Here is a 12266-nt window from a genome sequence, read left to right on the forward strand (position 1 = left end):
CTGATCTGCCTCTGATATGGCTTTGTCAATTAAGATCTTGTCATTTCAGCGGTATTTACACTTTGATGCAGGACGGCAACTCATCGCGATCCCCCCTCGCACCCAATCAACCGGAACGTCACTGCCGCATCCCCGACCACTGTGGCACCCGGTTCGGAGCGGATCAGCCATCCCCTGAACAAGGGCGCACTAACATCCTGACCACCTTGATCTTTGGCATCGGACACAGTTGCTCCCACCCTCTGCGCGATCACGGTCACAAAAATCGCCGCATCCGGCGTCATATCCGGCGGACGGACCACGCACGCCCCGACAGCGACGGCCAGACGCCCCTCGGTCGCGCTCGACCCCACGGGCACCTTGATCCGCCGTACCGCGCCATCCTCCTTGTCGAGCACATCGAGCACCGCGACCGGGCGGCGCAGCCACACCGGCGGCACCTGAACCGGCGCTTCCGCATGGCTGGATTGCGTTCCGCTCGAATCCTGCCGGTTCGCGACCGCCTGGTCGGATGACGGCGCGCCACCGGTCAATCCCGGCGGCACGGTGAGCGAGGATTGCGGCAGATCCGGCGCGGGCAGCGGTGCCGTTGTCGAAGGTGCCGGTGCCGGCAACGGCGCATCGGGCACGGAAGTCACGCCCGGCGAAAGCGGCATCGGCGCCATCTCGCCCGAGGCCGAGTTCTGGGCACGGCCCAAACCCGGCAGCGCGACCAGCATCGCCACGCCGCAGATCAGGGCGATGCGCCCGCTCACGGCGATTTCGCGGGACCGGTCAAGCCGGGAAGCGCGGTCTTTCCACCCGCCCCCGCCGCCGGATCGGTGGCGGCCCCACCCGATTTACCCGCCGCGCCCTTCGCGGTGCTGCTTGCGAAATTCGCCGCGCTGAACACGAATTTACCCAGCAGCGATTCGATGTTGATGGCCGATTGCGTCACCACGATCTGCCCGCCCGGCTTGAGCATGGTATCGGAGCCACCCGGCGCGATCGAAAGATAATCCCCGCCCAGCAGCGAGGCGCTTTCGATCGCCGCACTGCTGTCCTTCGGGATCTTCACCGCCGGATCGATCATGAAATCGACGATCGCCGCATAGGTCTGCTGATTGAGCGTGGTCTTCTCGACATGTCCCACGGTCACTCCCGCAATCTTGACCGGCGAGCCGACTTTCAACGGCCCGATGCTGCCGAACTGGGCATGGAGCACATACCCGTTCGTCGCCGTGGTATGCGTGCGCGAAAACGCGAATACGAGAAACGCAACGGCAACCACGATAACGGCAAGACCGGCGATAACTTCGGAAAGACGACGCTGCATCTGCTACTTTCTTGTGGGCGGGACACGCGGCTGCGGCACGACGTGCGCCGCTCAGGCGTCCGGCGTCCAGGGTTCATAGTCTGCGGAGACACCGGCCCGCTGCCCGCCGAGATAATCATGCCCGCGCGGACGGTAAGCCCAAGGTGTCCCGGTCAGGTTCGGTTGATGCGGGCGCTGCCAGTCGCGCCGGCCCGCCTCCGACAACGGTGCGTCGGTGGTGAAGTGAAGCCACGCATGCCATTCGGGCGGCACCAGCGACGCCTCGCGCGCCCCGCCGGCATACATCACCCACCGCCGCGCCCGGCCATCCGGCCGTGTGGCATGGCGTTCCTCGAAATACTGATTGCCCACCCCGTCCCGCCCAACCGCCCCGCCATGCCGCCACGTGTTCAGCACAAGACCGGGATTCGCCAGCAACGCCCGCCACCCACCCAGCGACGCGAGGCTCGGCGCCTCATGCACGCCCGGTGATCGGGCTTTCCTGCCGTGCCGCCGGCTCCGAAGCGACGGCATTTTGGGGTCGAAAGACTTCATGAATGTCTTTATATAGGAACGGTCGGGATCGGTCCATCCATGTCGCGTCGCAGCACGAAGCCGGGTTATCCACAATATTTTGTGGTGCGCTCCCCGCTTATCCACAACATGCCGCAAATCCGATCTGGAACCAGCGGTCGAAACAGGTTAGAGTTACGTTATGTTCAAAGATCGCACAGCCTCCGGTCGCCCCCCTGTCCCATCGGCATGGCGCGGCGTTCGCCTGCGTCGTCTCGAAATCGGGGCCGACCCCGATCATCCCGCCGAACCGGTCATTATCCCCGCCGCCTGGCCGGACCAGTCCGCCGCCGGCCTGGTCGCCCTGCGCCGCTCGCCCCGCGCGATCACCGCCGCCGAAGCCGCCGCCGCCTGGATCGACCCGATCGCCGCGACCATGACAGACAATGAGCCGATCGGCCCCGCCCTGCACGACCTCCTGATCAGCCGGCGCGCCGCACCCTCCCCCGGCCTGTGGCATGGCCAGCCGGAAGCAATCCCGGGCTTCGTGTTCAATCTGCCAATGTTTCTCGATGAGACGGCAGGATTCGACATCGAGGGATTCACCCGCGCGATCGAACTCGCGGTCACGGCGCTCAGCCATGCCAACCCCACCGCCCAGCGTCTCGCGCTCGGCATGGCCGATCTGGCGCTGTTGCTCGCGCGCCTCGATCTCGATTACGCAAGCGAGGCCGCCCGCGCCGTCGCGGCCACCCTGGCCGGCCTGCTTGCCGCCCACGCCGATATCGCATCGGCTGGCCTGCTCGCCCGCGGCATCGCCCCCGGCACCCCGATCACCGGCGCCCCGCTGCCCGCACGCTGCGCGATCGCAGGCCTCACCCAGGCCGCAACCGCCGCCCAGACGCAGGTAGCCCGTCTCGCGCTGCGCCAGCATCGCAGCCTCACCGGCATCATGCCCCCCGGCCCGGTCGAAGCCCTGCTCGGCGTCGAGACCATCGGCATCGCCGCCCCGCTCTCGGCCCTTTCCGGTGACGGATCGCTCGCGTTCTGGGCATGCGCACGTCTCGCCGCGAAAGGCTGCCCCGCCGAATCCGCCCTCGCCGCCACCCTCGCCGGCAGCGACCCGTTCGGCGTCCCCGACCGCGCTGCGTCGCAGACCATGCACGCCGCCGTCGCCCCGTTCTGCGCCCTCTTGCCGGAACTGCCGACCACCCTGCCCCAGCGCGCCGCCCAGCCCGGCATCGGGCGCGACAAACTACCCACCCGCCGGGGCGGCTACACCCAGAAAATCGCCATCGGCGGTCACAAACTCTATCTGCGCACCGGCGAATACCCCGATGGCCGGCTTGGCGAAATCGCCGTCACCCTCCCCCGCGAATCCGCCGCATTCCGGGGCATGGCAGAAGCCTTCGCCAGCGCCGTCAGCCTCGGCCTGCAGCATGGCGTCCCCCTCGAAGACTTCGTCGACGAATTCGCCTTCACCCGGTTCGGCGTTTCCGGCCCGGTCGAGGGCGATTCCGCCATCACCCAGGCCAGTTCCCTGCTCGACTACATCTTCCGCCACCTCGCAACCAATTATCTCGGCCGTCACGATCTGTCCGGCGCGGCCGAGGACCTGCCCGACACACCCGCGCCGCCGCCGCGTCTGCCGCTGGACCTGCCGGAATCCGAAATGCGCCCCCGGCGCCAGCGCCCCGCCCTCAAGCTGGTGAGCTGATCATGAGCATCACCGCCCGCCTGACCGAACTCGGCATCGTCCTGCCGACACCGGCAAGGGCGGTCGCCAACTACGTTCCGGTGGTGATCGCCGCCGGCGTCGCCATCGTCAGCGGCCAGTTGCCGCTCCACGCCGGCGCCCTCATCGCCACCGGCAAGCTCGGCGATACCGTGGATGACGCAACCGGCATCCGCGCCGCCCGCGCCTGCTTCATCAACATCCTCGCCCAGCTCGATGCCGAACTGATCGACGGTCTCGCCTCGGTCGCCCGGGTCGTCCGCCTCGGCGGCTTCATCGCCGCCACTCCCGGCTACACCGGCCACGCCAAAATCATGAACGGCGCGTCGGACCTCGCGGTGGATGTCTTCGGCGAGGCCGGCCGTCACGCCCGCTCGACCATCGGCGTCGCGTCCCTGCCGCTTGATGCCCCGGTCGAGGTCGAAGGGATGTTCCTGCTGCGCTGATCCCGCTCGATTGCACCGCGCCGTCCGCTCGCGTATCTCGCGGCAGAACCGACAGCCCAGGAGTCACTTATGAGCGCCATCGCCGATATCGTCGCCCGCGAAATCCTCGACAGCCGGGGCAACCCCACCGTCGAAGTCGACGTGATGCTCGATTCCGGCGCCATGGGCCGCGCCGCCGTCCCCTCCGGCGCGTCGACCGGCGCGCATGAAGCGGTCGAGCTGCGCGACAGCGACAAATCCCGCTACGGCGGCAAGGGCGTCACCAGGGCCATCGCCGCGATCGAACGTGAAATCTTCGATGCGATCGGCGGGATGGACGCCTCCGAGCAGGTCATGATCGATGAGTTGATGATCGATCTCGATGGCACCTCCAACAAATCCCGCCTCGGTGCCAACGCCATCCTCGGGGTTTCCATCGCCATCGCCAAGGCCGCCGCCGACGATCTCGGCATCCCGCTCTACCGTTATCTCGGCGGCAGCTTCGCCCGCACCCTGCCGGTGCCGATGATGAACATCATCAACGGCGGCCAGCACGCCGACAACCCGATCGACATCCAGGAATTCATGATCCAGCCGGTCGGCGCCGCCAGCCTGGCCGATGCCGTCCGCATGGGGTCCGAGGTATTCCACGCGCTTAAAAAAATCCTCCACGATGCCGGTCACAACACCAATGTCGGCGACGAGGGCGGCTTCGCCCCCGGCCTGAAATCCGCCGAGGAAGCATTGGGCTTCATCAGCCGCGCGGTCGAGCAGGCGGGCTACCGCCCCGGTGAAGATATCGCCTTCGCGCTCGACTGCGCCGCCAACGAATTCTACAAAGAGGGCAAATACCACCTCGAAGGCGAGGGCAAGGTGCTCGATGCCGCCGGCATGACCGCCTACATCGCCGACCTCGCCGGCAAATTCCCGATCATCTCGGTCGAAGACCCGCTCGCGGAAGACGATTGGGCCGGCTGGGCCCATTTCACCAACGAACTCGGCGGCAAACTGCAAGTGGTCGGCGACGATCTGTTCGTCACCAACCCCACCCGCCTGCGCCGCGGCATCGAGGAACGTTCCGCCAACGCCATCCTGATCAAGCTCAACCAGATCGGCACGATCACCGAAACCCTTGAAGCCGTCGGCCTCGCCCACCGCGCCGGCATGGCCTGCATCATCAGCCACCGCTCCGGCGAAACCGAAGACGCCACGATCGCCGACGTCGCCGTGGCGGTCAACGCCGGCCAGATCAAGACCGGCAGCCTCGCCCGCAGCGACCGCACCGCGAAATACAACCAGCTCATGCGCATCGAAGCCGAACTCGGCACCACCGCCCGCTTCGCCGGCCGCACCATCCTCCGTCGATAGGCACATGCGATCAACGGGGGCCGATGAGCAGGGTCGGCCCCCGTCACCGCAAGCCAGAAATTTTATGTCGCCTCCCATTCGATCAGCCTCAACTTATTTCCAATCCGCACCGATCAAGAAAAAGTGTCCCCTCCTTGGGCGGCTCACCGGTTCCAAACCTTTGACTCTGCCGACATTCCGCCCCTAGCCTCGCTTCCAGCGCATAGGAGGCATGATGTACGACGGCAACACGATCCCTTTCACCACCGTCACGCATCTTACCAAACAATACGGCGCCCGCACCGCGCTGACCGATATCTCCTTCGTCGTCGGTCCCGGTGAAATCGTCGGCCTTCTCGGTCCCAACGGGGCCGGCAAAACCACATTGATCGGCTGCCTGCTCGGCTTCCTGCTGCCATCATCAGGCAGCGTTCATCTGTTCGGCGAAAATGCCGCCGAGCTCTCACCCGCCGGTCGCGGTCGCACCGGCTTCGTCCCCCAGACCATGACCGGTTTCGGCTGGTTCAAGGTCGGTGAACTGATCGCCTATCTCGGTAAATTCTACGCCACCGATCCCGGACTCCCACCCGCCTGGCTGCTGGACTGGGCCGATCTCGACATGAAGGCCCGGGTCAAATCCCTCTCCGGAGGCCAGAAACAGCGCCTCGCCATCGTCCTCGCCATGCGCCACGGCCCCGACCTTCTGATCCTCGACGAACCCGTGGCCAGCCTCGACCCGCAGGCCCGGCGCGACTTCATGGCCCTGCTGGTGACATTCTGCGCGCAGGAGGGCCGCAGCGCGATCATTTCCTCCCACATCCTCTCGGATCTCGAAAAAATCGCCACCCGCGCGATCTTCATGCGCCACGGTCGCCTCATCCACGACACGCCGATGAGCCGCTTCCGCAGCTCCGCCCGCTGGATCACCGCCCCGCGCGACGCCCTGCCCGAAACCCTCGCCTGCCTCGCCGAAGACCGCGCGACCGGCGCCCTGCTGGTCGATGGCTGGGATGACCATCACGCCACCCTCCTCACCGCCACCCTCGGCACCACGCCCGAAATCCGCATCCCCGATCTCGAAACCGCCTTCCTGGAAATGACAAGGTGAGCCACAGCCCCCGCCTCATCCGCGCCGCCCTGCGCAACTACGCCTCGGCGGTCTTCATCCGCGAAAATCCCATGCTGATATCGGCCGTGTTCATGACGGTCGCAGCCACGGCGGCCTTCGAAAAGGCCTCGCGCATCGCGGCGCATGGCGGCGCCACCGCCTTGTTTGCCCACCGCACCGCCTTCGTGTTTTTCTGGTGGTATGTCGCGTTCTATCTCCCCGCCTGCCTGATGTTCCATTATTGGCGGCAGGTGCGCTCCAACCTCGCCGTCTCGATACCGCATCTCAAAGACACCGAGTTCACCGCGCTCGTGCTTCTTCTCGTGCCGGTCTGCATCGCATTCGCAGCCCCCCTGATCCTGCTCCACGCCCCCGTTTGGGGTGCCATCGCCCTTGCCACGGTAGCCATGGCGGGCGGCAGCGTAATGAGCTTCGGTGTTCCGAACGGGCAGTCCCGAAAGGTGGCTCTGTCCAAGGCAGTTCTCTTTCTCCCCCTCATGCTGGCCGGTTCCCAACCGCAATACCTCAGGCTCATCCTGTTCGCCGCCCCGCTTCCAGCGAGCGTGATCACACTCGCCGCCGCCGCGTTCATCGTGTCAGGATTGCGGTTCTACCCGGCCCGCGCCGCCGAAGAAGCCGAGCGCGCCGAACATCGCGCCGATTTGGCCGCTGCCCGGCCTCGTCGCACCAGCCCGATCGTCACCCTGTTCGACGTGATCTTCCGCGTCATCACCTGGAAACCCGCCTTCATGGCCGACCGACCGATGCCGGGCACGCTCGGCGTCCGATCGGGTCCGATCGGCACTGTTCTGGTCCAGGGCCTCCAGATGGCGCTATTCCTGTTCTACATGCCCGCCTTCGCCTGGGTTCAGGGCCATGACTTCATGAAGGCCCTCATCCAGATCGCTCCGCAATCCCTCGGCTTCTTCGGGGCCATCACCATCTTCGGCTCCGGCCAATGGCTGCTCGACCGCTCGGACTGGCCGCCCCTGTTCATGGCCGGGCGCTACGGCGGCAGAAGCGGCTTTTCGCAGGCGATGGCGAACGCCTTTCGCATGAGAGCGATCGAACTCGCCCTCATCGATGCCCTCCTGCTCACCGGTGCCGCCCTCGCTCTCGGCATCATCGATCCCCCGGATGCGATACCAACGGCCCTGTCCAGTTTCGCCCTGATCTTCGGCACGAGCTACGGCGCGAGCCTGCCCCTGCTCTGGCACGAAATCGGCGGCCGGGGCTTCACCATGGCACTCGCTCTCGCCGGTGGATTGGGCACGATGGAGATACTCGGCACCGGCCTCCTGCACCACAGCCCCAGGCTCTGGGCGATCGCCGCCACGATCATGATATTCGCCTGCGGCCTCGCCATGTCCCGCATCGCTCCCCGGCGCCTCACGACCATGGACTGGCCGATCGAAAGCCCCTCGCCCGCATAACGCCGCCTCTGGCGTCCCCGCGCCGGTTCGGGCACGATAGCGCCGAATTTCGGGGGAAGATTCCATGCGACGCGCTCACGCCATCAAAACCGGCCTCATCGGTCTGGCCGCCCTGTCACTGAGCGGTCCCGCCCTCGCCGCCGGTCTCATCCGCGCCCCCGCCGTGCCGCAGCCCACCGCCCCCGGCGATCTGGTCGGCATCGTCCTCGAAAACACCCTCACCCGTGCCGAGCCGCCGCGCTACATCACGTTCGGCACCGCCTTCGCTCCGGGGCAACTCCCCCAGGGCGAGGGCATCGCGGCGATCGTCGGCGGCAGGACCGAACCCGCCCAGATCGACGTCAAAAACCGCTACCCGGACGGTTCGGCCCTGTTCGGCATCGTCACCCTGCGCACCCCGTCGATCGCCAGCGGTGCCGATGCCGCCGTCATGCTCCGCAAGGCCGCCCTGACCCCCGGCGCCATCGCCATCCTCCCCGCCCTGCAGAAACACGACATCACCATCACGCTCGCCCTGACCAACCCCGGCATGCCGACCAGCTATGTCACCGTCGATGCCGCCAAACTCCTCGCCAGCGCCCGGTCCGCCGACCGGACGAGCCCATGGCTCACCGGCGACCTCGTCTCCGAAACCCGCGTCTCGCAACATATCCGCGGCTCGCTCCGCCTGGTGCTGGACATCCGCGCCTACGCCAGCGGCACGATCGCCGCCGATGTGCAACTCGACAACGACATCGCGATGAGCCCGAAGGGGGGTGCCGAAACCTACGGCATCACGATCGCCCAGAACGGCAAACCGGTCTTCGCGGTGCCCCGCATCCACCAATTCCAGTATCAGGACTGGCACACCATCATCCGCTCCGGGGGCCGGGTGCCGATCAACGTGGTCCACGACATCGCCGCAATGGAACGCACCGGCATCATCCCCGCCTACGATCTCGGCATCGGCATCCCCCGCGCCGACCTCCTCCGCGAACTCAAGGACGTCAGCGCCCCCGGCTGGGATGCCCCGCTCGCGGTCAATGGCGTCACCCAATACATGCCGATGGTCGGTGGCCGTGGCAGTATCGGCCCGACCACCGCCGCCAACGCGGTCTGGCTGATCACCCAGAATCCGGTCGCCGCCGAATACGCCATCGGTCAGGCGGATGCCTCAGGCGCAGTCCCCTGGCATTTCGTCGACGAAAAAACCGGCGCTTTCGTCACCACCGCCGATTACCCCAATCTCTGGACCGACGGTCGCGGCGGCCCGCATTCCTACACCACCGGCCTCACCCAGCAGGTCGACCCCAAAACCGGCTGGCACCCCGATGTCGCCCACGAACCCGACCTCGCCTTCATCCCCTATCTCCTCACCGGCCGGCGCTACTATCTCGACCAGCAGAACGCCGAGGCCGATTACTCCGAAGTCGGCCAATGGCCCGCACCGCAGGCGCGCAACGAAGGCGAAGGCATCATCGTCGGCCCCGGCGAACAGGTCCGCGGCGCTGCCTGGAGCCTGCGCGAAGTCGCCGACGCCGCCTATATCGACCCCGACGGTTCACCGATGCGCCATTATTTCCAGACCATGATCGCCAACAACATGGCCTATCTGAAACGCAACATCCCCGCCTGGACCAAAAAGCAGGGCCAGCCCTATGGTTACATCGTCGGCACCTACGGCAGCGGCACCGTCGCCATGGCGCCCTGGCAGCAGGATTACTTCGCGACCACCATGGCCACCATGGTGCGCGAGCACGTGCATGGGGCCAAAGCCGTAATGCTCTGGGAAAACCACTTCCTCGCCGGCAGCGTCCTGACCAACACGCCCGGCTACAACCGCCGCAACGGCATCGCCTACAATCTCTTCATCGAAAATCCGAAGACCAAACAGCCCGTCACCACCTGGGCCGCCCTCGATCAGGCCACCCGCGAGGGCGGCCAATCCAACGGCACCGGCTGGGCTCATAGCAACGGCGACTATGGAATGACCCGCATGGCCGCCCTCGCCAGCGTCTTCAACGCAACCGGTGCCCCCACCGCCCTGCAAGGCTACCAATGGGTGATCCATAGCGGCGCGCCCTACACCAACACCGCCGGCCTCCAATCGACCCCGCAATTCTGGATCGTGCCGCTGAGCGGAAGCCAAAAGAAGTAAAGGACTTCTTTTTTTGCAAAAAAAGAAGCAAAAAAACTCTTGTTTATCCTGGCTCAAGCCTTTCAACCGCCCGTAGCCCAGATCAAAAAAGTTTTTTGCTTCTTTTTTACAAAAAAGAAGTCCTCCCTTCCTTTACGTCAAGCCACCGGCGTCGAAGCCGCCGCCTTGAGCGCCGAGAACAATGTCCCGCCCTTCATCACCCCCAGCCCGGTGCAGGCATCCCATCCCGGCCCTGCGCTATACCCGAGCGTCGAACCCGCCGGAATATTATTACCCTGGGTGATATCCCGAAACGCCGCCTCATGCGCATAAAGCGCCGGGTTGACGAACCCGAGCCGGCTGCCCCGCGCCGCGTTCACCAGCGCGAAAAACCCGGCCCATAACGGTGCCACCGCGCTCGTCCCCCCCACCGCGAAGGTCTGGCCATCCACCGTCACCTGATACCCGGTATTCGGGTCGGCATCCGCCGCCACATCCGGCACCCCGCGCCCGCTCCCGCCGGTGCTGGCATTCACCGGCAGCTTCACCCCGGCCTGAAAGGCGGGTACCGGAAACACCGTCGAAATCCCGCCACCCCCACCGCTGGTCCCATTGTTCCACACCGATTCGGCGGTAATCGTCCCCCCCGAAACCGTAATCGCGGTCCCGCCACAGCCCACAACATGCGGGCTGGATGCCGGAAAATCGACATGCACCGCCCCATCGCTCAACCCGTCGGTCGCAAGGTTATCGCCCGAAGCCACCGTCACGGTCACGCCCGCCATCGCCGCATCCTGCAATGCCGAGTTCAACGAATTGCGCCCCTGCGTCGAATAGCTCGACTCGGGCCCGCCCCAGCTGATCGACATCACGGATGGCTTGTTGGTGGTATCGGTCGCCGCCGCAGTCACCGCATCGGTAAACCCGGCATCGGTATTCGGCGTGAAATACACCGCCAGCTTCGCCCCCGGCGCAATGCCCCCGGCCACCTGAATATCGAGCCCGACCTCGCCATCCGCCGAATCCGGCGTCGTGGGCGCATTGCTCCCGCCATCAACACTCACCGCAACCACCGTCGGCGGCTTCAACCCCATCGCCGCGAAGGCGGTCGTGATATCGCTCTCATGATACCCGCCCCCCAGCTCGATAATCGCAATGCACTCTCCCGCCCCGTCCGGCGAGGTCGGAATCCCGTAAAACCCCCCAACCTGGTTCGGCAGATACGTCGCCGAAGCCGCCTGCGCGCTCTTGATCAGCCGCTGCAACCGCGGCTGCGCCACCGGCCTGGTATCCAGCCCGAGCACCGATTCCACGATCGCCGCAATATCCGATCGCAGCTTCAACGCCCCGGTATACCCGCGAAATTTCGCCTGATCGCCGGAAAACCAGTGCAGATCAACCTTGAACGCCGCCTGCATCGCCGAAGCACTGCCCGCCAGCCGCACCAGACGACGGCGCGCATCCGCCTCGATCACCTCCAGCCCATGATCGGCGGCAAACGCCTTGATCGTCTCGATATCGTCATGATGCCGCTCCGCCCGATCCGCCAGCACCGCCTCATGCGAGACGAAACGGCCCGAAACCGGTCGCGGCTTGACATAGACACTAACCTCCACGCGCTCGCCATCCGCCAGCTTCTCGTGGCGATGGGCACGCGCAGGCATCTCGTGGCGGCTATCCGGAAACTCGACATAATGCTGTTCGGCCATGGGTCACTCCTGATTGACGGGGCGAACCATGCCGGAAACACCCCCGGGTGGGCAAGCGCAATCCGTTAGTTTTCCACAAGTTAATGTTTCTATAAATAACGACGCATTAGCCGCCGTTCGGTATCGCGAAACCCGAGGCTCTCATAAAGCCGGTAGGCCCGCTCATTATGTTTCTCGACCTCCAGCATCATCACCCGCACCCCGCGCTCCCGCGCCGCCGCAACCGCCGCCTCCACCGCCACCCGCCCCAACCCGCGCCCGCGCACCTCCGGCACCAGATAGATATCATCGATGAACGCATCCGTGCCGCCATGCTCCGGACTGTAGCCGAGCGACAACACGAAATACCCCACAACCCCGCCCCGCCACCGCAACAAATAGGTCGGCGCCAACGCCGCATCCCCCACACCATGCACACTCGCCGCCGTCGCCGCCTCCGCCGCCGCATCCATCGGATGCCCATCCTCGACATGAAACGCCCGCGCCAACGCCAACAGCACCGGAATATCATCCGGTCGCGCGAGCGTCGCCGTCAACGGGGACAAAGCGGGCGCGGTCATGGACGGAAGTAAGTAAAGAAGTACTT

Annotated in this window: 11 protein-coding genes; 6 read left to right on the forward strand and 5 right to left on the reverse strand. The window is 65.8% G+C overall.

Annotation, left to right across the window (positions count from 1 at the left end; genetic code table 11):
- Positions 1–80: 80 nt before the first annotated feature.
- From SIL87_RS14045 to SIL87_RS14055, 3 genes are read right to left on the reverse strand one after another with little or no spacing between them, the layout of a single operon-like run.
- On the reverse strand, positions 81–755 hold the full coding sequence (locus SIL87_RS14045) for a DUF2155 domain-containing protein (protein ID WP_319614780.1): 675 nt from the start codon (positions 753–755) through the stop codon (positions 81–83).
- Positions 752–1315, reverse strand: coding sequence for an outer membrane lipid asymmetry maintenance protein MlaD (gene mlaD / locus SIL87_RS14050; RefSeq protein ID WP_319614781.1), 564 nt, complete (start codon positions 1313–1315; stop codon positions 752–754). Before mlaD ends, SIL87_RS14045 begins: the two co-directional genes overlap by 4 nt.
- Before the next feature lie 51 nt (positions 1316–1366).
- A complete protein-coding gene (locus SIL87_RS14055) occupies positions 1367–1777 on the reverse strand; it encodes an NADH:ubiquinone oxidoreductase subunit NDUFA12 (protein WP_319614782.1) in 411 nt (136 codons plus the stop codon).
- Positions 1778–2009: 232 nt separating this feature from the next.
- Here SIL87_RS14055 and SIL87_RS14060 point away from each other — a divergent pair, with 232 nt between their 5' ends.
- From SIL87_RS14060 to SIL87_RS14085, 6 genes are all read left to right on the forward strand, one after another.
- Positions 2010–3524, forward strand: coding sequence for a TSCPD domain-containing protein (locus SIL87_RS14060; RefSeq protein ID WP_319614783.1), 1515 nt, complete (start codon positions 2010–2012; stop codon positions 3522–3524).
- A gap of 2 nt (positions 3525–3526) precedes the next feature.
- Positions 3527–3988 carry a RidA family protein gene (locus SIL87_RS14065; RefSeq protein WP_319614784.1) on the forward strand — a complete coding sequence of 154 codons (462 nt, stop codon included), beginning with the start codon at positions 3527–3529 and terminating at the stop codon, positions 3986–3988.
- A 69-nt stretch (positions 3989–4057) separates the two neighbouring features.
- Positions 4058–5335 (forward strand): phosphopyruvate hydratase, encoded by a 1278-nt coding sequence (gene eno, locus SIL87_RS14070; RefSeq protein ID WP_319614785.1) that lies wholly within the window; start codon positions 4058–4060, stop codon positions 5333–5335.
- A 211-nt stretch (positions 5336–5546) separates the two neighbouring features.
- Positions 5547–6422, forward strand: a complete 876-nt coding sequence (locus tag SIL87_RS14075) for an ABC transporter ATP-binding protein (protein ID WP_319614786.1) — start codon at positions 5547–5549, stop codon at positions 6420–6422.
- Positions 6419–7855: a hypothetical protein gene (locus tag SIL87_RS14080; protein ID WP_319614787.1), complete on the forward strand. Its 1437-nt coding sequence runs from the start codon at positions 6419–6421 to the stop codon at positions 7853–7855. The genes SIL87_RS14075 and SIL87_RS14080 overlap by 4 nt, the downstream gene beginning before the upstream one ends.
- 64 nt (positions 7856–7919) lie before the next feature.
- The gene (locus tag SIL87_RS14085; RefSeq protein ID WP_319614788.1) at positions 7920–9992 is read left to right on the forward strand and encodes a hypothetical protein; all 2073 of its coding nucleotides are present in this window, start codon (positions 7920–7922) and stop codon (positions 9990–9992) included.
- A gap of 137 nt (positions 9993–10129) precedes the next feature.
- On the opposite strand, the gene SIL87_RS14090 is transcribed toward SIL87_RS14085, so the two are convergent.
- A complete protein-coding gene (locus SIL87_RS14090) occupies positions 10130–11680 on the reverse strand; it encodes a S53 family peptidase (protein WP_319614789.1) in 1551 nt (516 codons plus the stop codon).
- Between the two features lie 89 nt (positions 11681–11769).
- Complete coding sequence (locus SIL87_RS14095) at positions 11770–12225, reverse strand: GNAT family N-acetyltransferase (protein WP_319614790.1); 456 nt, start codon at positions 12223–12225, stop codon at positions 11770–11772.
- Between the last annotated feature and the right edge of the window lie 41 nt (positions 12226–12266).

Origin of the sequence: Acidiphilium acidophilum, assembly GCF_033842475.1 — a bacterium.
Lineage (GTDB): Bacteria > Pseudomonadota > Alphaproteobacteria > Acetobacterales > Acetobacteraceae > Acidiphilium > Acidiphilium acidophilum.